Origin of the sequence: Caballeronia sp. LZ062 (genome assembly GCF_031450785.1) — a bacterium.
Taxonomy (GTDB): Bacteria; Pseudomonadota; Gammaproteobacteria; order Burkholderiales; family Burkholderiaceae; genus Caballeronia.
On record NZ_JARTWB010000002.1, the window covers coordinates 2,397,135 to 2,418,887 of the forward strand.

General features: G+C 63.1%; 21 protein-coding genes and 1 riboswitch. Of the genes, 19 read left to right on the forward strand and 2 right to left on the reverse strand.

Features of this window, described 5'->3' with window-relative positions; all coding sequences use genetic code 11:
- The first annotated feature begins 76 nt into the window (after window positions 1-76).
- The 3 genes from P9239_RS17260 (at window position 77) to P9239_RS17270 (ending at window position 3,239) form a co-directional block, all read left to right on the forward strand.
- Window positions 77-1,207: a flagellin gene (locus P9239_RS17260; RefSeq protein WP_309753017.1), complete on the forward strand. Its 1,131-nt coding sequence runs from the start codon at window positions 77-79 to the stop codon at window positions 1,205-1,207.
- Between the two features lie 180 nt (window positions 1,208-1,387).
- Window positions 1,388-2,929 (forward strand): flagellar filament capping protein FliD, encoded by a 1,542-nt coding sequence (gene fliD / locus P9239_RS17265; RefSeq protein WP_309753020.1) that lies wholly within the window; start codon window positions 1,388-1,390, stop codon window positions 2,927-2,929.
- Window positions 2,930-2,939: 10 nt separating this feature from the next.
- The gene (locus tag P9239_RS17270; protein WP_309753022.1) at window positions 2,940-3,239 is read left to right on the forward strand and encodes a flagellar protein FliT; all 300 of its coding nucleotides are present in this window, start codon (window positions 2,940-2,942) and stop codon (window positions 3,237-3,239) included.
- A gap of 106 nt (window positions 3,240-3,345) precedes the next feature.
- Here P9239_RS17270 and P9239_RS17275 read toward each other — a convergent pair whose 3' ends face one another.
- Window positions 3,346-4,356, reverse strand: coding sequence for a sodium:calcium antiporter (locus P9239_RS17275; RefSeq protein ID WP_309753023.1), 1,011 nt, complete (start codon window positions 4,354-4,356; stop codon window positions 3,346-3,348).
- A 95-nt stretch (window positions 4,357-4,451) separates the two neighbouring features.
- Window positions 4,452-4,620: riboswitch (yybP-ykoY riboswitch) on the reverse strand.
- Window positions 4,621-4,840: 220 nt separating this feature from the next.
- Here P9239_RS17275 and P9239_RS17280 point away from each other — a divergent pair.
- Window positions 4,841-6,436: an ABC transporter substrate-binding protein gene (locus P9239_RS17280; RefSeq protein ID WP_404979994.1), complete on the forward strand. Its 1,596-nt coding sequence runs from the start codon at window positions 4,841-4,843 to the stop codon at window positions 6,434-6,436.
- A gap of 18 nt (window positions 6,437-6,454) precedes the next feature.
- Here P9239_RS17280 and P9239_RS17285 read toward each other — a convergent pair whose 3' ends face one another.
- Window positions 6,455-7,528, reverse strand: coding sequence for an MBL fold metallo-hydrolase (locus tag P9239_RS17285; protein WP_309753025.1), 1,074 nt, complete (start codon window positions 7,526-7,528; stop codon window positions 6,455-6,457).
- Between the two features lie 105 nt (window positions 7,529-7,633).
- On the opposite strand from P9239_RS17285, the gene P9239_RS17290 reads away from it, so the two are divergent.
- The 15 genes from P9239_RS17290 to P9239_RS17360 all read left to right on the forward strand — a co-directional run bounded on the left by P9239_RS17290 (window position 7,634) and on the right by P9239_RS17360 (window position 21,688).
- Window positions 7,634-8,056: a MerR family DNA-binding transcriptional regulator gene (locus P9239_RS17290; protein ID WP_250532817.1), complete on the forward strand. Its 423-nt coding sequence runs from the start codon at window positions 7,634-7,636 to the stop codon at window positions 8,054-8,056.
- A gap of 39 nt (window positions 8,057-8,095) precedes the next feature.
- A complete protein-coding gene (gene aceK, locus P9239_RS17295; protein WP_309753029.1) occupies window positions 8,096-9,889 on the forward strand; it encodes a bifunctional isocitrate dehydrogenase kinase/phosphatase in 1,794 nt (597 codons plus the stop codon).
- 49 nt (window positions 9,890-9,938) lie between these two features.
- Window positions 9,939-10,703, forward strand: a complete 765-nt coding sequence (can, locus tag P9239_RS17300; protein ID WP_309754119.1) for a carbonate dehydratase — start codon at window positions 9,939-9,941, stop codon at window positions 10,701-10,703.
- Window positions 10,696-11,889 carry an acetyl-CoA C-acetyltransferase gene (locus P9239_RS17305; RefSeq protein ID WP_309753033.1) on the forward strand — a complete coding sequence of 398 codons (1,194 nt, stop codon included), beginning with the start codon at window positions 10,696-10,698 and terminating at the stop codon, window positions 11,887-11,889. The genes can and P9239_RS17305 overlap by 8 nt, the downstream gene beginning before the upstream one ends.
- A gap of 22 nt (window positions 11,890-11,911) precedes the next feature.
- Window positions 11,912-12,589 (forward strand): SDR family oxidoreductase, encoded by a 678-nt coding sequence (locus P9239_RS17310; RefSeq protein WP_309753035.1) that lies wholly within the window; start codon window positions 11,912-11,914, stop codon window positions 12,587-12,589.
- Between the two features lie 28 nt (window positions 12,590-12,617).
- Window positions 12,618-13,226: a glutathione S-transferase family protein gene (locus tag P9239_RS17315; RefSeq protein WP_309753037.1), complete on the forward strand. Its 609-nt coding sequence runs from the start codon at window positions 12,618-12,620 to the stop codon at window positions 13,224-13,226.
- Entirely contained in the window at window positions 13,223-13,642 is a 420-nt protein-coding gene (locus P9239_RS17320) for a YchJ family protein (RefSeq protein ID WP_309753040.1), read from the forward strand. The genes P9239_RS17315 and P9239_RS17320 overlap by 4 nt, the downstream gene beginning before the upstream one ends.
- A 324-nt stretch (window positions 13,643-13,966) precedes the next feature.
- Window positions 13,967-15,211 carry a prolyl oligopeptidase family serine peptidase gene (locus tag P9239_RS17325; protein ID WP_309753042.1) on the forward strand — a complete coding sequence of 415 codons (1,245 nt, stop codon included), beginning with the start codon at window positions 13,967-13,969 and terminating at the stop codon, window positions 15,209-15,211.
- Between the two features lie 293 nt (window positions 15,212-15,504).
- Window positions 15,505-16,809, forward strand: coding sequence for an adenosylmethionine--8-amino-7-oxononanoate transaminase (locus P9239_RS17330; RefSeq protein WP_309753044.1), 1,305 nt, complete (start codon window positions 15,505-15,507; stop codon window positions 16,807-16,809).
- Window positions 16,806-17,996 (forward strand): 8-amino-7-oxononanoate synthase, encoded by a 1,191-nt coding sequence (gene bioF / locus P9239_RS17335; protein WP_309753046.1) that lies wholly within the window; start codon window positions 16,806-16,808, stop codon window positions 17,994-17,996. Before P9239_RS17330 ends, bioF begins: the two co-directional genes overlap by 4 nt.
- Complete coding sequence (bioD, locus tag P9239_RS17340) at window positions 17,993-18,694, forward strand: dethiobiotin synthase (protein WP_309753048.1); 702 nt, start codon at window positions 17,993-17,995, stop codon at window positions 18,692-18,694. Before bioF ends, bioD begins: the two co-directional genes overlap by 4 nt.
- A gap of 6 nt (window positions 18,695-18,700) precedes the next feature.
- Window positions 18,701-19,744: a biotin synthase BioB gene (gene bioB, locus P9239_RS17345; protein ID WP_309753050.1), complete on the forward strand. Its 1,044-nt coding sequence runs from the start codon at window positions 18,701-18,703 to the stop codon at window positions 19,742-19,744.
- Between the two features lie 288 nt (window positions 19,745-20,032).
- A complete protein-coding gene (locus tag P9239_RS17350; protein WP_309754122.1) occupies window positions 20,033-20,596 on the forward strand; it encodes a PAAR domain-containing protein in 564 nt (187 codons plus the stop codon).
- 1 nt (window position 20,597) lies between these two features.
- A complete protein-coding gene (locus tag P9239_RS17355; RefSeq protein ID WP_309753052.1) occupies window positions 20,598-21,371 on the forward strand; it encodes an N-acetylmuramoyl-L-alanine amidase in 774 nt (257 codons plus the stop codon).
- The gene (locus P9239_RS17360) at window positions 21,368-21,688 is read left to right on the forward strand and encodes a hypothetical protein (RefSeq protein ID WP_309753054.1); all 321 of its coding nucleotides are present in this window, start codon (window positions 21,368-21,370) and stop codon (window positions 21,686-21,688) included. The genes P9239_RS17355 and P9239_RS17360 overlap by 4 nt, the downstream gene beginning before the upstream one ends.
- Window positions 21,689-21,753 lie beyond the last annotated feature (65 nt).

Here is a 21,753-nt window from a genome sequence, read left to right on the forward strand (position 1 = left end):
AGCGGCCAAGCAACTAGCCGCCCCGACCAAAAACGGCGTTGTTTGAGATACAGCGCCAGACCCTTGGAGATTGAAAATGATCGGTATCAACAGCAACATCAACTCGCTGGTTGCCCAGCAAAACCTGAACGGCACGCAAAGCGCACTGTCGTCGGCCATCACGCGTCTTTCGTCGGGCAAGCGCATCAACAGCGCAGCAGACGACGCAGCCGGCCAGGCAATCGCTTCGCGCATGACCTCGCAGATCAACGGCCTGAACCAAGGCGTGTCGAATGCGAACGACGGCGTGTCGATGACGCAAACGGCATCGAGCGGTCTTAGCCAGATCACCGACAACCTCCAGCGTATTCGCCAGCTGGCTGTTCAGTCGGCAACCGGCTCGCTGTCGCCGAGCGACCAGACCGCGCTGCAAAAGGAAGTCGCCCAGCGTATCGCTGAAGTGAACCGCATTGCATCGCAGACGACTTACAACGGCACGAACGTGCTGGACGGTTCGGCAGGCGTGGTGAGCTTCCAGGTTGGCGCGAACGTCGGCCAGACGATCTCGGTCGACCTGAGCCAGAACGTGTCGTCGGCCAAGATCGGCGGCGGTTTCGCGCAGTCGGGCACGGCCATCGGTTCGATCACGGGCCTGAGCCTCGACGCATCGGGCGCAGCAACGACCGGCACGGCAGCAATCACGACGATCAACGTTCTCGCGGACGGCAAGGGCGGCTTCACGTACACGGACCAGAACAACCAGGCGATCACGTCCGGCGTGGCAACCGCCTCCGAACTCTCCGTGACGGCTGCTTCGGGCACGACCCCGGGTTCGATCGCGTTCAAGACGCCGACGGCTGCAACCAGCGCGCAGACCACGCAACTTGCGTCGCTCAACTCGAACAACAACCCGCCGCTCGTTTCCGCCATCGACATCAGCACGACCAACGGCGCGAACGGTGCAATCGAAGCGATCGACAACGCGCTGAACTCGGTCAACGCCATTCAGGCAAACCTGGGCGCCGCGCAAAACCGCTTCACGTCGATTGCCGCCACGCAGACGCAACAAGCGACGAACCTGTCGTCGGCACAATCGCAGGTCACCGACGCGAACTTCGCGCAGGAAACCGCGAACCTGTCGAAGGCTCAAGTGCTGCAACAAGCTGGTATCTCGGTGCTGGCTCAAGCCAACTCGATGCCGCAGCAGGTTCTGAAGCTCCTCGGCTAAGCATTTCGCCGACGCTGTAAGGCGCGCATTCGCTGTCCAATGCGCGCCGCTGTAGAAATAGCCGCAACAAGAAGCACCGCAGTCAGCGCCCGGGGAGCTCGTCTCCCTGTGCGCATTTCCGGGAGATGACGACTCCCGCCCAATTCGAACGATCGCGAACACGTAAGCACCGGAGTACACATGACCACCGTAGCCACGACAACGGGTTCCACTGTCGATCCGACGAGCGCCGTCCAGCAGGCGGCGCAGTCCATCATCAGCGGCTCCACGAACTCGACGATGGATGTCAACTCGCTCGTGAGCGCGATCGTCAACTCGAAGGTCGCAGGCCAGACGGACGCGCTCAACAACAAGAAAACGACCGATAACACGCAGCTCACCGCCATCGGCACGCTGAAGTCGATTCTCTCGTTGCTGCAAAGTTCGCTCGCGAATCTCGCGAACGGCACCACGCTCTCCCAGTTCACGGCCACCGCCAGCGGCAAGGGGCTTTCGGCCACCGCGGCGACCGGCGCGGTGACGGGCAGCTACGCCGTGAGCGTGCAGAACATCGCGGCGTCGCAGTCCATCACGTCGGGCGCCTTCCAGTCGACCGATACGCTCGGCACCGGCTCGTTGACGTTGAGTGTCAACGGCAAGAGCAGCACCATCAAGATCGACAGCACCAACGACACGCTATCGGGCATCGCCTCGGCGATCAACTCGGCGTCGGACAATCCGGGCGTCACGGCGACCATCGTCAACGGCACGGACGGCGCGCACCTCGTGCTGCGCTCCTCGTCGACGGGTTTGGCCAACGGCATCAACGTCGCGGTCAATGCAGACGACAGCACGTCGTCGATCAACAAGCTGGCAGTCACCACGACGACCGTGGCCGCCAGCACGACGACCGATCCCAACGATTCGACCAAGACGATCTCCACGCCCGCGCAGACCTCCATCGGCGGGTCGACCAACTGGACGCAGAACACGGCGGGCCAGGACGCCAATCTGACCATCGCGGGCACGGCGGTTTCGAGCGCGACCAATTCGGTCAACAATGCGATCACGGGCGTGAACATGACGCTCACGTCGGACGCGGTCGGCACGTCGCAGACGCTCACGATCGGTCAGGACGTCAGCGGCCAGAAGACGACCATCGACGCGTTCGTCACGGCGTACAACAACTACGTCAGCACGGTTTCGTCGCTGACTTCGTTCGATTCGACGCAGGCGGCAGGCTCGCAAGGCGGCGCGCTGCTCGGCGACTCGATGATGAACACGATCAAGAACACGATCGCGAGCACGATCAGCAAAGCTATCGGAACCGGTACGAGTCAGGTCAACCTGGCGTCCATCGGCATCGCGCTGCAGCCCGACGGTTCGCTCAAGACCGATGAAGACGCGCTCACCAATGCGCTCACGAACAACACCGGCCGCGTGGCTTCGCTCTTCAACTCGACCGACGGCGTGGCCGCGCAGTTGAACACCAGCCTGACGTCGTTCCTGCAGACGGGCGGCGTCATCGACACGCGCACGACCGCGCTCAATGCCGACCTGTCGAGCATCGCGGATCAGCAGACGCAGTTGACCACTTACACGCAGCAATTGACGACGTCGTACAACGCGCAGTTCACGGCGCTCAACACACTGATGTCCCAAATGGCGACGCAGGGCAGCTATCTGACTGCGCTCTTCGGCGGCACCAACAGCGCAGGCGCGCTGGCAACCAACAAGTCGTAAGGACAGCGTCATGCAACAGCACGAGATCATCCAGCGCGCGTGGGCCCTCACCGAGGCGATCGAAGCGGCCGCGCAGGCGCAAGACTGGGCGCGCGCCGCCGAAATCGACGCAGCGCGGGCTCCGCTCGTGATGGCGCTAACGGCCGATCAGCCGGAAGACGCGCTCGCCGTCGTTGGCAAGATTCAGGCGAGCATCGAGGCCGTCACCGCACGTGCGCAGACGGCACAGACGACGCTCGCAGCGACGTATCGGCGCGCGATGGACGGAGCGAAAGCCGCAAGCCGCTACCATCAGGCCGCGCGGTTCTAAAGTTCCGCTTTTTCGCGCCGTTATAGAGACTAACAACAACAACGACGCGTCGATGTCATGACGCAGCTTCGCTCTCGATGCCCGCCTCGCGCGGGCATTTTTGTTTTCACCGTCCGAGCGTCAGCGTCAGATACGCCGCATACAGCACGCCGTTGCCCAACAGCGCCCACAGCGCGACACCCTTCCCCCTCGCATTGAAACGCAGCCACGCCGCCGCCGCGAGCGTGATGAGCACGCCGGTCAGCACTTCCACGCGCGGCTCCCACGGCGTCAGCATGATGCCGATGGACGGCAGCAACGTGCCTTGAAACACCATCGCGCCGGTGATGTTGCCGAACGCGAGCGTGTCCTTGCCGCGACGCGCCCAGAGAATGCTGTTGACCTTCTCCGGCAACTCCGTCGCGATCGGAATGATGATGAGCGACAGCAGCAGCGCCGAGACGCCCAGCGCCTCAGAAACGCCCTCGACGCCGTGGATGAAGCCTTTCGCGCCGCCGACGAGCAACACGATGCCGATCAGAAATTGCAGCATGATCGAGCCGAGATTCGTCTTCAATCCCACGCGGGAAATGAAGAGCGTCTCGGGCGCTTCGGTGCCGTGTCCGCTCTCGACGAGATTCGCCGATGCCCTGAACGTCGCAATCACATAGATCACGTACAACGCGACGAGTCCCGCCGCGAAGAGCGCGCGCACTTGCCATGCGTGATGCGGCACGAACATCGCACCGGCCGCGATCAGAAATGCGAACAGGAAGAAGTTGAGGTCGCGCGTGAAGCCGCTGCGTTCGGGCTCGATCACGCCGCGCAAGCCGCGCGACTTCACGATGGCGAGCGTCATTAGGAACGTGGAGAGCGTCGCGAGCATCAGCGGTGCGCCGAGAATGGCGCCGACGCCGATCTCTTCGTTGACCGCGCGGCTGGCCGTGCCGCCGAGGAGCGCGATAATCGGTACCGTCGTTTCCGGCAATGCCGTGCCGACCGCCGCGAAGAGCGAGCCGGTCACGCCTTCCGAAATACCGAGCCGTTCGCCGAGATGCTCGAGCGCGTTAGTGAACAGCTCCGATGCGATCAGAATGATCGCGAGCATCAACGCGAGTTCGAGGAAAAGCATCGTCATGCGGCACCTCGCATGGTACGACGCGGCACGCAGACACTGTCGGCGCGTAAGCGAATGAAGTCTTGTAGTTGTGGGGACACGATAATTCCACGGTCGGACGTCAGCGAACCATGATGCGCCACGCGCCGTCCGACCGAGAACGACATAGCGCATCAGTGGTCTCGCCAAACCGGACCGGTCGAACGCGCCACGGCAGCAGAGCCGAGGATGTTGACGCGTTCTCCTTCGCAAGCGGAAGGAAGGCTACTCCCCAAAGACCGGGGCAGTGTAGCGTGACGCGTGGCATTCGGCAAGCCGATGCGCCATGCGCGGGCATATGGGTATGCGCAACCGTTCGTTGTCGTGCTCACGCGCGTTCGCTAAGCTACGCGCGCGGGCGCGGTGCTTGCTCGGCATCGCGCGACTGCAACCATCGAGCAACAAGAACGAACGATGTGATTCACGGGGTGCGCGAAAGCGCGCGCGCCTGTCGACCGGAGAACCCATGCGCATGAAACGCTTGCCTGCCCTTCTCGCTGCCTTCGCCATGGCCGCGCCCATGCTCGCGCAGTCCAAGCCCCTCACCGTCTGCACGGAATCGAGCCCGGACGGCTTCGACGTCGTGCAGTTCAATTCGCTCGTCACGACGAACGCATCGGCGGACGTCGTTTTCAACACGCTCGTCTCCTATGACGAAGCAGCGAAGAAAGTGGCGCCGTCGCTGGCGCAGAAGTGGGACGTATCGAGCGATGGCCTGACCTACACGTTTCATCTCCGGCCGAACGTGCAGTTCCAGAGCACCGACTACTTCAAGCCGACGCGCCCGCTGAATGCCGACGATGTCGTCTTCACGTTCGAGCGCATGCTTTCCGAGAGCAATCCGTGGCACAAGGTGGCGGGCGCGAGCGGCTTTCCGCACGCGCAGTCGATGGGCCTCGTCAAGCTGATCAAGAGCGTGTCGAAAGTGGATAACAACACCGTCAAGTTCGAACTGAACGAGCCGAACGCCACCTTCGTGCCGATTCTCACGATGGGCTTCGCGTCCATCTATTCGGCGGAATATGCGGATCAGTTGCTGAAGGCGAACAAGCAGGTGGATCTGAACAGCAAGCCCATCGGCACGGGTCCGTTCGTGCTGAAGAGCTATACGAAGGATGCCGTCATCCGCTATGACGTCAATCCGACGTACTGGGGCGCGAAGCCGAAAATCGACCGTCTCATCTACGCGATCACCCCGGACGCCACCGTGCGCGCGCAGAAGATCAAGGCCGGCGAATGCCAGATCGCGCTTTCGCCGAAGCCGCAGGACGTGCTCGACGCGAAGAAGGACACGTCGCTCAAAGTCAGCGAAACGCCTGCGTTCATGACGGCGTTCGTCGCGCTCAACACGCAGAAGAAGCCGCTCGACAACCCGAAGGTGCGTCAGGCGCTGAACATGGCGTTCGACCGCACGACGTACATGAAGACGGTCTTCGACAACACCGCGACGGCCGCCGTCAATCCGTATCCGCCGAATACGTGGAGCTACGACAAAAACGTGCAGGCGTATCCGTATTCCGCGGACCGCGCGAAGAAGCTGCTCGCCGACGCGGGCTTTCCGAACGGCTTCGACACGACCATCTGGGTGCGCCCGAACGGCAGCGTGCTGAACCCTAACCCGAAGGCGGGCGCGGAATTGCTGCAAGCCGATCTCGCGAAGATCGGCGTTAAGGCGCAGGTGAAAGTGATCGAATGGGGCGAGCTGATCAAGGAAGCGAAGCAAGGCCAGCACGACATGCTGTTCATGGGCTGGGCCGGCGACAATGGAGACCCCGACAACTATCTGTCGCCGCTCTTTAGCTGCAACGCGGTGAAGTCGGGCATCAACTTCGCGCGCTTCTGCGACGCGCAACTGGACAAGCTCATTGCGGACGGCAAGGCGACGCCCGATGTCGCCAGGCGCACGAAGGCGTATGTGGATGCGCAGAAGATCATCCACGATCAGGCGCTGTGGATTCCGCTCGTCTATCCGACCGCCGCCGCGCTCGCGCGCGCGAACGTCAGCGGCTATAACGTGAGTCCGTTCGGGCGGCAGAACTTCGGCGTGGTCTCAGTGCAGTAAAGCGTTCAGCGCGAAGGCTCAGGCCGGCGAGAAGCGGATCACGCCGTCATCGCCGGTCCGGCACGCGAGCGTGCCGTCGAGCCACAGCAGATTGAGATGTGCGAGCGCCTCGCCGAGCGCGAACGTCATCTGATGAATATCGAGTGCGCGCCTGAACATGATCGGCACGATATCGGCGGCGCTGCACGGCTTCGCAGCGCACGCCTCGCGCACTTCCGCAAGCCGCGCCCGATGATGTTCGCGAAGCTGCGCGATTCGCGTGTGCACACCGCGAAACGGCTTGCCGTGCGAGGGCAACGCGAGCACGCCGGCGGGCATGGTCTCGTAGCGCGCGAGCGATTCCAGATACAGCGCGAGCGGATTGCCTTCCGGCTCAATGGCGAACACCGACACGTTCGTCGAGATGCGCGGCAGCACCATGTCGCCGGAAATGAGCAGCGCGTCGGTCGCGCAGTAGAGCGCGGCATGTTCCGGCGAATGGCCGTAGCCCGTCACCACTTCCCACTCGCGCGCACCGATGCGCAGCCGGTCGCCGTCGCGGATACGGCGGAATTCGCGCGGCATCGAAGGCACGAGCGTCGGGTAATAGCTGTCGCGTTTCTTCAGCGCATCGAGCGATGCAGCGTCCGTCAGGCCGTGCGCCGCGAAGTGCTGCGCCGCGCGCTCGCCGCCCGCGTTCGAGCCGTCGCCCGCAGCCATCACGCGGCCCATCGCGTATTCGCCGAGCGAGATCCACAGCCGCACGTTCCAGCGCTTCTTGTCGCCGCCCTGACAGATCCAGTCCGCGAGCCCGAGATGATCCGGATGGCAATGCGTGACGATCACTCGCAGCACCGGCTGACCGTCGAGCACCGTGTCGAACACGCGTTCCCAGTTGGCGCGAATGCCCTCGTTCGCGATGCCGCAATCGATAACCGTCCAGCCCTTCACGCCGTCGATTTCATCGCGCAGAAGCCACAGGTTGATGTGATCGAGCGCGAACGGCAGCGGCATGCGCAGCCAGTAGACGCCCGGCGCCACTTCCTTCGCGCCGCCGGGTGCAGGCAATTCGTCGGCAAAGACATAGTCGAGCTGATGTTCGAGTGCATTCATCGGTCGTGGCTCTGAGGGTTTGCGCCGCCGTTGCAATCAGGCGAAGTTGACGATAACGTAAACGTCATTCTAACGTTGCATGCGCTTGCGCGCCGCGCTTTTCCGATGACTCAGCCCACCCATTTCACGATCACCGAACTGGCGCGCGAGTTCGACATCACGCCGCGCGCCATCCGTTTTTACGAAGATCAGGGTCTTCTCGCGCCGCGGCGAGAAGGCGCGAACGGCTTGCGGCGCGTGTATTCATCGCGGGATCGCACGCGGCTGAAGCTGACCTTGCGCGGCAAGCGGCTCGGCTTCACGCTCTCGGAAATTCGCACGCTGCTGGACCTTTACGATTCGCCTACCGGCACGACCGCGCAATTGCGCGGATTCGTCGATACCATCGCGGCGCATCGGCAAGTGCTCGAACGACAGCTGGAGGACATCAACACGACGCTTGCCGAACTCGCCGCCTACGAAAAGGAAGGCCGCGCGCTGCTCGCAGCCGGCATGGACAAGCGCGCCCGCAGAGCGAAAGCCGCATGATGTGACCTGACCCTCGACCCACGACCCGCGCACGCCGACATGAACCACTTCCCCAAGCTGCTTTCGTCGCAGATCGGCTTCGATGTCGCAGAGACGCTGCTCGATGGGTTCGACCGCCATTACCGCGTGTTTTGCGATGCCGCCATCGAAGCGAAGCCGCTTTTCGAGCGCGGCGACTGGCATGCATTGGCGCGGCTGGCTCGCGAGCGCATTGCGTCGTATGACGAGCGCGTGGCGGAATGCGTGGCGCGGCTAGAGGACGAATACGATGCCGAGCATATCGACGACGGCGTCTGGCAGCAGATCAAGCTGCATTACATCGGGTTGTTGACGACGCATCGGCAGCCGGAATGCGCCGAGACGTTCTTTAATTCGGTGTGCTGCAAGATTCTGCATCGCTCGTACTTCAACAACGATTTCATCTTCGTGCGCCCGGCTATCTCGACCGAATATATCGAGAACGACGAGCCCGCCGCGAAGCCGACGTATCGCGCGTATTATCCGGACACCGACGGCCTCGCCGCGACGCTTGCGCGCATCGTCACGAACTTTCAGCTCGAGCCGCCGTTCGAGGATTTAGCGCGCGACGTGCAGTGCGTGATGCAATCGCTGCATGACGCGTTCGGCGATTTCGCGCCTGCGCCGAACTTCCAGATTCACGTGCTCTCGTCGCTGTTCTTCCGCAACAAGGCCGCGTATATCATCGGGCGCATCATTCACGGCGATTCGCTGCTGCCGTTCGCCATCGCCATTCGCCATACGCAGCGCGGGCTTCTCGCGCTCGACACCGTGCTGACCGAACGTCAGCAACTGCTCATCATCTTCAGCTTCGCGCACTCGTATTTTCTGGTGGATATGGAAGTGCCGTCCGCATACGTGAACTTTCTGCGCACCATCATGCCGGCCAAGCCGAACGCGGAAATCTACACGTCGCTGGGCCTGCAAAAGCAGGGCAAGAATCTGTTTTACCGCGACCTGCTGCATCATCTGAAGCATTCGAGCGATCAGTTCATCATCGCGCCGGGCATCAAGGGACTCGTGATGATCGTCTTCACGCTGCCGTCGTTCCCTTATGTGTTCAAGCTGATCAAGGACGCGTTCCCGCCGCCCAAGGAAACCACGCGCGAGAAGATTCAGGACAAGTATCAGCTCGTGAAGCGGCATGACCGGCTCGGGCGCATGGCCGATACGCTCGAATATTCGAGCGTCGCGCTGCCGCTTGCGCGCCTCGATCACGCGCTCATCCGCGAACTGGAGAAAGAAGCGCCCTCGATGATCGAATACGAAGGCGACAATCTGGTGATCCGCCACGTGTATATCGAACGGCGCATGGTGCCGCTCAATCTGTTCCTGACGAACGGCCAAGCAGACGACATCGACCACGGCATTCGCGAATACGGCGACGCCATCAAGCAGTTGATGCAGGCGAACATCTTCCCCGGCGACATGCTGTACAAGAACTTCGGCGTGACGCGGCACGGGCGCGTGGTGTTCTACGACTACGACGAGATCGAGTACCTCACGGACTGCAACGTGCGCCGCGTGCCGCCGCCGCGCACCGAGGAAGACGAGCTTTCCGGCGAACCGTGGTATACCGTCGGGCCGCACGACATCTTTCCCGAAACGTACGGCACGTTCCTGCTGGGCGATCCGCGCGTGCGCGAAGCGTTCATGCGCCATCATGCGGATCTCCTCGACCCTGCTTTGTGGCAGCGTCACAAGGAACAATTGCTGCAAGGCGAACTCGCCGATTTTTTCCCTTACGACCGTGCCATTCGCTTTTGCATCCGCTATCCGGAGCGATTCGATAAGGCACCGGCGCGCGCCGCTTAATGCGCGCGCCAATCGAAACAAGAAACACGAACACGACATGACTGACCGAATCAACGAAGCCGCCCATCCCCTCGTTCATCTTTTCGAGAACAATCAGACCTGGGTCACGCGCAAGCTCGCGGAAGACGCCGAGTTCTTCGAGCGCCTCGCCCATCAGCAGGCGCCGGAGTATCTGTGGATCGGCTGTTCGGACTCGCGCGTGCCCGCGAACCAGATCATCGGCTTGCCGCCGGGCGAAGTGTTCGTGCATCGGAATATCGCGAACGTGGTCGTGCACTCGGACCTCAACTGTCTTTCCGTCATCCAGTTCGCCGTCGATCTCCTGAAGGTCAAGCACATTATGGTCGTCGGCCATTACGGTTGCTCGGGCGTAGGGGCGGCGCTCGTCGGGCGGCGCGTGGGCCTCGCGGACAACTGGCTGCGCCATGTCGAGGACGTGCGCGAAAAGCACGCCGCCTTGCTCGACGAATGGCCGATGGGCGAAGCGCGGCATCGCCGGCTGGTCGAGCTGAATACCATCGAGCAGACGCTCAACGTCTGCCGGACCACCGTCGTCAACGACGCCTGGTCGCGCGGGCAGGCGCTGACCGTGCATGGCTGGACCTACGGCGTTCACGATGGCCGCCTGCGCAACCTCGGCATGATGATCAGCGAGCAGGAAAGAGTGGATTCGACGTATCAGGCGTGCCTCGCCGCGTTGAAGCGCGACGGCGCACATGCAGCGGAGAACGACGTGATCGCGTCCGACGCGGCGCGCCTCGGCGATGTTCCCGCAGTCATTCAGGGCGTCATTCAGGAGCTAAAACATGAGTGAGACACAGAACGATCCGGTGGTCATCGTTTCGGCCGCGCGCACGCCGATGGCCGCGTTTCAGGGCGATTTCGCCGCGCTGACGGCACCGCAACTGGGCGCGGCCGCGATTCGCGCGGCGGTGGAACGCGCGGGGCTTACACCTGAGCAGATCGACGAAGCCATCATGGGCTGCGTGCTTCCGGCAGGGCAAGGCCAGGCGCCCGCGCGACAGGCTGCGCTCGGCGCGGGCTTGCCGCTGTCCACCGGTTGCACGACCATCAACAAGATGTGCGGTTCCGGGATGCGCGCCGCGATGTTCGCGCACGACATCTTGCTCGCGGGCTCGGCGGATGTGATCGTCGCGGGCGGCATGGAGAGCATGACGAACGCGCCGTATCTGCTGCCGAAGGCGCGCGGCGGAATGCGCATGGGTCATGGGCAAGTGCTGGATCACATGTTCCTGGACGGCCTCGAAGACGCCTACGAAAAGGGCCGTCTGATGGGTACGTTCGCGGAGCAGTGCGCGTCGTCGTATGAATTCTCGCGCGAATCGCAGGATGCGTTCGCCGTGGAATCGCTGCGCCGCGCGCAACGCGCGAACGAAGACGGTGCGTTCGCGTGGGAAATCGCGCCGGTGACGGTGGCGGGCAGGAAAGGCGATACCGTCATCGACCGCGACGAGCAGCCGTTCAAGGCGAATATCGAGAAGATTCCGTCGCTGAAACCGGCCTTCGCGAAGGACGGCACCGTGACGGCGGCGAATTCGTCGTCGATATCGGATGGCGCAGCCGCGCTCGTGATGATGCGCGAATCCACCGCGAAGCGCCTCGGCGCGACGCCCATTGCGCGTGTCGTCGGACACAGCACGTTCGCGCAGCAGCCCGCGCTCTTCACGACCGCGCCCGTCGGCGCCATTCGCAAGCTCTTCGAGAAGAACGGCTGGCGCGCGAACAATGTCGATTTGTACGAGATCAACGAAGCCTTCGCCGTCGTGACGATGGCCGCGATGCGCGAGCACGATCTGCCGCACGACAAGGTCAACGTGAACGGCGGCGCGTGCGCGCTCGGGCATCCGATCGGCGCGTCGGGCGCGCGCATTCTCGTGACGTTGATCGGCGCATTGCGTGCGCGCGGCGGCAAGCGCGGCGTGGCGACGCTGTGCATCGGCGGCGGAGAGGCGACGGCGATGGGTATCGAACTGGTTTGAGACAGACAACCAAGGACGACTGATGAAAACCGCTCTGATTCTCGGCGCGTCTCGCGGCATCGGCCACGAATTCGTGCGTCAATATGCCCGCGACGGCTGGCGCGTGCTCGCCACTGCCCGCGATAAAGCCGCGCTATCCGCGCTCGACGCGCTCGGCGCGCAGACGTTCTCGCTCGATGTCACGCAGCCCGAGCAGATTGCCGCGCTCGCGTGGCAGCTCGACGAGGAGCGGCTCGATGCGGCGATCATCGTGTCCGGCGTCTACGGCCCGCGTACCGAAGGCGTCGAGACGATCGGCGCCGAAGATTTCGATCACGTCATGCACGCCAACGTGCGCGGTCCGATGCAACTGATACCCGTGCTGCTGCCGCTCACCGACGCCGCGCATGGCGTGCTCGCTGTCGTATCGAGCAAGATGGGCAGCATTAGCGAGGCGAGCGGCACGACCGGCTGGCTGTATCGCGCGAGCAAGGCGGCGCTCAACTCGGCGCTGAAGGTGGCGTCCTTGCAATCGCGGCATTCGGCGTGCATTGCTCTGCACCCCGGCTGGGTGCGCACGGAGATGGGCGGACCGTCCGCGGCCATCGACGTCGCGCGCAGCGTCACCGGTATGCGCGCAATCATCGCAGAAGCGCACGCACTGCACGACGACTACAACGGCCGCTTCATTCAGTACGACGGCACGCGGCTCGACTGGTAAGCGCGGCGACAAACATGAGAAACGCGAAGTGACTTATCACGTGCATGGCGTGGCAGCGTCCGGCAACTGCTACAAGGTGCGGCGCGCGCTCGAACAACTGAACCTGCCCTATGTCTGGCACGAGGTAGACATGATGCACGGCGCCACGCGCACCGACGCCTTCCGCAAGCTGAACGCGAACGGCAAGGTGCCGGTGCTCGTCATCGACGAAACGACGACGCTTTGCGAATCCGACGCGATTCTCTGCTATCTGGCCGAAGGCTCCGCGCTGCTGCCCGACGATCGCCTCGAACGCGCGCAAGTGCTCCAATGGATGTTCTTCGAGCAGTACAGCCACGAGCCGTATGTGGCGGTGGCGCGCTTTATCCGCGAGTTCCTCAAGCAGCCGGACGATCCGCGTCTGCCCGAGAAGACCGCCGGTTCGTATCGCGCGCTCGACGTGATGGAGCAGCATCTTGCGACGCGCACGTTCTTCGTCGGCGAGCGGTACACGGTGGCCGACATCGCGCTGTACGCCTACACGCACGTGGCGGACGAAGCGGGGCTCGATCTGTCGCGCTATCCGGCCATTCGCGCGTGGCTGGAACGCGTGCGCAATCAGCCGGGCCATGTCGAAATGCCGGGAGTCGATGCATGAAGCCGGCGGAGTGTCCTTGCGGCGGCGCATCAATGTCGCAGCGCCCGAACACGCGCGCACCGCGCTACGAAGAATGCTGCGGCCGTTTCATCGACGGTCATGCTTTTCCGGCGAACGCCTTGGAGTTGATGCGTTCGCGCTACAGCGCCTATGTGCTCGGCGACACCGCCTATCTGCGCGCGACGTGGGACGCCAAAAACTGCCCGCCGGATCTCGACGCCTACGGCGACGGCACCCGCTGGCTCGGCTTGCAGATCAAGCGCCACACGGTGATCGACGGCGATCACGAAGAGGTGGAATTCGTCGCGCGGTATAAGGTCGGCGGGCGCGCGCATCGTCTGCATGAAGCCAGCCGTTTTACGCGCAATGCTGATGGGCATTGGATTTATATCGACGGAAGAAGCATCGAGAAGTAAATCTTCGCTTAATATGACGCGGTATTAATTTCCTGAAGTTTCCCTTTCAGGTTAAGCGGTTACGGGGTTTCCTTTATTGTGCAGTGCAATTTTGAGCGGGTAATCTGTGTTTGCGTCAGGCGCTGTCATTTCTCGCGCCCGGCCAAATGCGGCAACCCGTTTTTTCCAGTCTGAAGCCATTTGTCATGCCTTATCGAGGCATGACTCCAAAGCCCGGCATTCGATACTGCTCATCATCAGCAGCGCGGCCAGCTTGTGACTTCAACCGGCGTTTCCGGGCCCGCGTCATATCAACATATCGATGAGTGCGGTCGGAGTTCACGGATGGCGATCAGAACCTGGTTGGTCGGATGCAGCATGGCGTGCTCGCTCGCGGCGTCGCTTGTCACGTCCGTCGTCCACGCCGAACCGATCGGCGGCATCCGCCAATCCGAAGGGCTCACGGCACCTGTCTTCAGCCAGATTCCCGATGCGCTCGACGCGCGCCTGCCGGTGGTCGCGAACGGCCTGAACGAAACGGTCATCGACGTGCCGGAAGACGACATCGCGCTCGAAACCACCGTGTTCAAGCCGGACGGCGCGGGTCCGTTTCCGATGATCGTCTTCAATCACGGCAAGCTCCCCGGCGATTCGCACGCCCAGCCGCGCAACCGGCCGGTCGCGCTCGCGCGTGAGTTCGTGCGCCACGGCTATGTCGTGGTGGTGCCGAACCGCCGCGGCTTCGCAGGCTCCGGCGGCGACTACGCGGGCCACGGCTGCAACGTCGAAGCGAACGGCTTTGCGCAGGCGCGCGATGTCGCCGCCACTGTCGAGTACATGAGCGCGCAGCCATACATCGACAAGACGCATATCGTGGTGGCGGGCACGTCGCACGGCGGGCTGACGACCATCGCTTACGGCGCGCGCGATGCGCTGTCCGCGCCGGGCGTGCGCGGTCTCATCAATTTCTCGGGCGGCTTGCGTCAGGACGAATGCGCGGGCTGGCAGAAGAATCTCGTCGATGCCTTCGGCGCTTACGGCGAAAACGTGCGCCTGCCGTCGCTGTGGCTCTACGGCGATAACGATTCGGTCTGGCAAGGCGATCTGTCATCGCAGATGTATGCCGCGTTCGTCTCGCACGGCGCGCGCGCGAACATGATCGACTTCGGCAACTACAAGAACGACGCACACCGGCTCGTCGGCGATCGCGACGGCGTGCAGGTCTGGTGGCCGCGCGTGAAGGCGTTTCTCGCGCAAATCGGCATGCCGACCACCGTGCAGTATCAGGTCGCCGAGCCGCACGCGCCGAACGCGACAGATTTCGCGAGCCTCGACGCGGTGCAGTCTGTCCCGTTCGTCGATGAAAACGGCCGCGCCGGGTATCGCAATTTCCTGAACCAGTATTCGAGCCGCGCGTTCGCCGTGTCGGACTCGGGCGCGTGGTCATGGGCGGAAGGCGGCGACGATCCGATGGCCGTGGCCATTGCCGGTTGTCAGAAGCAGAGCAGCGACCCGTGCAGGCTGTACGCGGTCGATAACGCGGTGGTCTGGAAGGACAAGTCCGCCGACACGCAGACGGCTTCGCGCTGAACACGCGCACTCGACACCGCCAGACACGCCGGCCGCTGCGCCGGCGTTTTTGCATCTTGCGGCGGCAATGCCTCTTTTAAGCGTCGCGTTCAGCGACGTTGTGCGCCGAAGTGTGTTTTCGCACGTCGGATGCGCGCGGCTCTATTGTCCAAAACGTGGGCGAAAAGCGAAGGCCGCGCTCAATTTCGGGATAATTGCAGCGCGCGACAGTCTCGCGCAGTTTCCTTGAAAAGCGCAGGCCGCCGCGCCTGCCCGATGTACCGGTTCGCGCTCGCGCGGGCCTGGGAGCCGTTTTGAACACAGAAGCCAATCAAGACTGGGTCGCGCGTTCGCTCGCCGCCGTGTGGCACCCGTGTACCCAGATGAAGCATCACGAGCGCATGCCGCTCGTGCCCATTGCACGCGGCCAGGGCGCGTGGCTCTACGATCCGGCGGGCAACCGCTATCTCGACGCCATCAGTTCGTGGTGGGTCAATCTTTTCGGCCACGCGAATCCCGACATCAACCGCGCGCTCAAAGATCAACTCGACACGCTGGAACACGCGATGCTCGCGGGCTGCACACACGCGAGCGCCGTCGAACTGGCCGAGCGCCTTTCCGCGCTCACGCAACAGACGCTCGGCCACGCGTTCTTCGCATCGGATGGCGCGTCGGCGGTCGAGATCGCGCTGAAAATGAGCTTTCACTTCTGGCGTAATCGCGGCCAGAGCGAGAAGCGCGAGTTCGTCTGTCTCGCGAACAGCTATCACGGCGAAACCGTCGGCGCGCTCGGCGTGACGGACGTCGCGCTGTTCAAGGACGCATACGATCCGCTGATTCGTCATGCGCATGTGGTCGCGTCGCCGGCTGCGGGCGTGGACCAAGCGATCGACGCGATGCGCGCGCTCTTCGCCGAACGCGCGACGCATCTCGCCGCCGTGATCGTCGAGCCGCTCGTGCAGTGCGCGGCAGGCATGGCGATGTATGACGCGTCGTATCTCACGCGCCTGCGCGCGCTCTGCGACGAGTTCGACGTGCACCTGATCGCGGATGAAATCGCGGTCGGCTGCGGGCGCACCGGCACCTTCTTCGCGTGCGAGCAGGCAGGCATATGGCCGGACTTGGTATGCCTTTCGAAGGGCATCAGCGGCGGCTATCTGCCCCTTTCGCTCGTGCTCACGCGCGATGAAATCTACGCCGCCTTCTACGACGACGACCTCACGCGCGGCTTCCTGCATTCGCATTCGTACACTGGCAATCCGCTCGCGTGCCGCGCCGCGCTCGCGACGCTCGACTTGTTCGAAAGCGCGAACGTGCTCGCCGAAAATCGCCGCAAATCGGCGCTACTGCGCGAAGCGTCGCAGCCGCTCGCGAAGCACGCGCGCACGCGCAACTTCCGCGAGCGCGGCACGATCTTCGCGTTCGATGTCGATACCGAAGACCGCGCGTTCTCGCGGCGCTTCTTCGCGAACGCGTTGCAGCGCGAACTGCTGATGCGCCCCATCGGCAAGACGGTGTACATGATGCCGCCGTACATTCTCTCCGACGACGAACTCGCGTTGCTCGCGCAGCGCACGCTGGATACGCTCGACGCCACGCTCGCGGAGTGCGCCGCATGAACGACACCACGCAGGCGCTTTTCGACACGCTGAACGAAGGTCTCGCCGATATCGATGCACGCGATTTGCGCCGCCGTCGCAGGATCATCGACGGGGCGAATTCGGCGCACATGACCGTCGATGGCCGCGCGATGATCGGCTTCGCGAGCAACGATTATCTCGGCCTGGCCGCGCACGAAGCGATCCGCGCGGCGCTCGCCGAAGGCGCTGCGCTTTACGGCGCGGGCAGCGGAGGTTCGCATTTGCTGGGCGGCCATTCGCGCGCCCATGCTCAACTCGAAGACGATCTGGCCGCATTCTCGGGCGGCTTCGTCGACGACCCGCGCGCGCTCTACTTCAGCACCGGCTACATGGCGAATCTCGCCGTGCTCACGACGCTGGCCGGGCGCGGCACGCTCGTGTTCTCGGACGCGCTGAATCACGCGTCGCTGATCGACGGCGTGCGGCTTTCCCGCGCGCAGACGCAGATTTATCCCCATGCGGACGTGGCTGCGCTCGACGCGATGCTGGACGCCTCGCGCGACGAGACCGCGACGAAACTCATCGTCACCGACACGGTCTTCAGCATGGACGGCGACATTGCGCCGCTCGCGCGTCTCGTCGAGCTGGCGGAGAAGTACGGGGCGTGGCTCGTCGTCGACGATGCTCACGGCTTCGGCGTGCTCGGCCCGCAAGGTCGCGGCGCGCTTGCGCACTTCGCGCTGCACTCGCCGCATCTCGTCTATGTCGGCACGCTCGGCAAGGCGGCGGGCGTCGCGGGCGCGTTCGTCGCGGCACACGCCACGGTCATCGAATGGCTCGTGCAGCGCGCGCGTCCGTATATCTTCACGACGGCCGCGCCGCCTGCGGTCGCGCATGCGGTGTCGGCCAGCATCAAAATCATTGCCGGCGATGAAGGCGACGCGCGCCGCGGGCATCTCGCGTCTTTGATCGACACTACGCGCGCCATGCTCAGGCGCACGCGCTGGCTTCCGGTGGATTCGGAGACAGCGGTGCAGCCGCTCGTGATCGGCGGCAACGACGAGACGCTCGCCATTGCCGCCGCGCTCGACGCGCAGGGCCTTTGGGTGCCCGCCATTCGACCGCCGACGGTGCCGTCCGGCACGTCGCGCCTGCGCATATCGCTTTCCGCCGCGCACAGCCGCGAAGACCTCGACCGTCTCGACCACGCATTGAATACGCTATGACCGCTTTATCCCTTTTCGTCGCCGGAACCGATACGGAGATCGGCAAGACGTTCGTCTCCTGCGCGCTGCTGCACGGCTTCGCGCACCACGGGCTTCGCGCCGCCGCGATGAAGCCGATCGCCTCGGGCGCCGTCATGCGCGACGGCGTGCTGCACAACGAAGACGCCGACCAACTGGACGCCGCCGCGACCGTCGCGCTGCCGCCCGACATGCGCACGCCGTTCATGATGCGCGAGCCGATCGCGCCGCATATCGCGGCCGCGCGCGAAGGCATCGCGCTGGATATCGGGCGCATCGTGGAGGCGCATCGTGAGGCTTCGACGCTCGCCGATATCGTCGTGGTGGAAGGCGTCGGCGGCTTTCGCGTGCCGCTCGACGAAACGCACGACACCGCCGATCTCGCCGTCGCGCTGAACGTGCCGGTGGTGCTCGTCGTCGGCATGCGGCTCGGCTGCATCAGCCATGCGCTGCTCACCGCCGAAGCGATTGCTGCGCGCGGGCTGACGCTTGCGGGCTGGGTGGCCAATCGCGTCGATCCGAATATGCTGTATCCCGAAGAAAACATCGCCACGCTGAAACAACGCATCGCCGCGCCGCTCCTCGGCGTGATCCCGCATCTCACGTCGCGCGATGCGGCGCTCGCCGCCGATGATCTCGACGTGCGCACGCTGCTCGACACGCTTCATCTCAAGGACTGAACTCACATGACGCAGACTCTCACTGCCGGCACCGCTCAACACGCTCAAGCACAACCGCAAACGCCGGCGCAAACGCAAGCGCCCGCGCGCTGGCGCGTCGCGGATGTCGTCGCGCTCTACGAACTGCCGTTCAACGATTTGCTGTATCGCGCGCAGACCGTGCATCGCGAGCATTTCGATCCGAACGCCGTGCAGCTTTCCACGCTGTTGTCGATCAAGACGGGCGGCTGCGAGGAAGATTGCGCGTATTGCCCGCAGTCCGTGCATCACGAAACGGGCGTGAAGGCCGACAAGCTGATGGAAGTCGATGCCGTGCTGAAGGCCGCCGAAACCGCGAAAGCCAACGGCGCGACGCGCTTCTGCATGGGCGCAGCGTGGCGCAATCCGAAGGACCGCCATCTGGAGCCGATCAAGGAAATGATTCGCGGCGTGAAGGCGATGGGCCTCGAAACGTGCGTGACGCTCGGCATGCTGGAGTCGCATCAGGCGCAGGCGCTGCGCGATGCGGGCCTCGATTACTACAACCATAACCTCGACACGTCGCCGGAGTTCTACGGCCAGATCATCTCGACGCGCACGTATCAGGATCGCCTCGACACGCTGGAGCACGTGCGCGACGCGGGTATCAACGTGTGCTGCGGCGGGATCGTGGGCATGGGCGAATCGCGTCGCGAACGCGCCGGGCTGATCTCGCAGCTCGCGAACATGGAGCCGTATCCGGAATCGGTGCCGATCAACAATCTCGTGCAGGTCGCGGGCACGCCGCTGACCGGCACGGAGGCGCTCGATCCCTTCGAGTTCGTGCGCACGATCGCGGTGGCGCGCATCACGATGCCGAAGGCGATGGTGCGTCTGTCGGCGGGTCGCGAACAGATGGACGAGGCGTTGCAGGCGCTTTGCTTTGCGGCGGGCGCGAATTCGATCTTCTACGGCGATCAACTGTTGACGACGAGTAATCCGCAGGCGGAAGCGGACCGGAAGCTCATCGAGCGGCTCGGGATGCGCGCGGAAGCGGCGCAGGATACGGCGGCGCGGCACTGCGGGGAATAAGCGTTGATGGCGGGGCTTGCGTCGATGGTCGCGAGCCCCGCGGGTCTTATTCGGCGAAACGCTGAAGACTGTGACCGGGCGGGACTTCCCCATGTCGTCACAGTTTGACGATTTCGACAAACCTCAACCGACCTTTACTTGCGGCCTTTCGCTGTTGTCGTATTCTGATGGTTTCGTTTAAGACGCGAAGCGTTTGGGTACAGGATCGCGATACATGCCACAAATCAAGCAGAACGAATCGTCGTCCGAGCTCTTCTGATGATGCGCCGAATAGCTGTCGTCGGCGACATGTTGAGTAATGGAGGCCAGATCTGCTCCGGCATAGGGCCGCTTTTTACGTTGGGCGATGCCGGAACGCGAGCGGCACTTATTAATGGGTCTGCCTACTGTCCGGTCTGCCGGACCACGGGTTACATCGCGAAAGACGGGGGTCCGCGTCGCATGACCATTGGCGGCAGCGAGATAGCTCTGGACAATGACGTAGTTGTCTGTGACTGCGCCGAGTATCCACGTCTCTTCGCGCGGCTCGCAGGAGAGGCTTGGTACGACGATCTCGCAGAAAGCCTTGGCGTGGTCGGCGCTACGGCGATCGCGGCAGGTTCAGCCCAAAGCGCTGGGCGCCAAAACAAACAACGCTCAACATGCGCTGCTTGGTTCTGCGTGCGGGACAGTGCGAGCGGCCTTCCTTTGCGACACCAAAATTTCATCGCCGTTGTATCGGGCGTCGAACACGCATCTAAGACGGATGGGAATGGCTTCGCGATGGTCGAAACCGACGGTCCACAAAGTATTGATTTACACGTCGTGTTTTCATCTCCCAAGCGCAAGCTGATTCCAGTGCAAGGAGACTGAAGTGGCGTCGGACTATGAGATTAGCCATTGGACGACAGCGCATACTGCCGCAGGCAACAGCCGCGACACGGCCGCTGCAATTACGGTAAACAATCAAGGCGCGACTCGGAAGGCGGTTATCAACGCGCTGGCCCGCAGCGGCTACCCTCTGATCGAGCGTTCCGCATGGCACGCGAAACCGCCGAGAGGAGCGTTGCGCGAGAGTCATTGGGACTATCACGACATCGTGCTGCATCACGCGGGCCGCAGTTACTCGTGCGGTTCGCCTTCCATTCAGCAGATGCAACGTGTACAGGCGGAGGATATGGGAAGGAGCCCGCCGTTCGACGATGCAGGGTATCACTATGCGATATCGTGCCAGGGCGAAATCTACGAGGCCCGAGACGTGAGGTTCACCGGCGAACACGTTGCTGGCGATAACACCGGAAAGTTGGGAATCGTTCTTCTCGCCGATCTCGTACAGGCAGGGGAGGCGTACGACCAGGAATACAGTCGCCTGTCACTTCCGAACAAGCTCAAAAATATCGGCGGAATCCTCACGGATCGAGTTGTAGTTTGGCACGACGAGCCAACACACCGTCAGATTACGGCGTGCCGCGCGCTGTGTAGCGTGCTCATGGACTTCTTCCATATCGAGCGGTTAGGCGGCCATCGAGAGTATCAACAGCTTGCAACGCATAAGGGACGAGCATGCCCAGGCAACCTCGGAATGGACGTGGTCAAGCTGCTACGCACAGAACTATCGCTATCTGCGCCGCAAGCGAACGGCTCATGAAGAGAAGAAAGGTGGCAACCGTGCTCCTCGGCGTTGCCGCATTGCTATCGCTCTGGTTTTACTTGGGCGTCGGCTACTACTACTCGTCAATCGATCACGAGGAACACGCCGTCTACTTCATCAAGAAAGGCCTGACGCGCGAGAGAGCGTTCATCAACCCTTTCGCGAATGAAGGTGATCCATCGCCCGTCAACCGGTTATCGCCTCAAGTTCGAAGCGACCTTGCTGTGTTGTGCAAGTACGCGTATGGGATAGAGCACTACGACAATAGGTCGCTTGAGGACTGCCGAACTCGGATCATTGAAGATGTGCAATGAGCGACGCGCAGTCCCCTTGATGCGGGCGTTAAAAGGTAAGCCAGCCCTTGCTTCGTCAGCCTCGC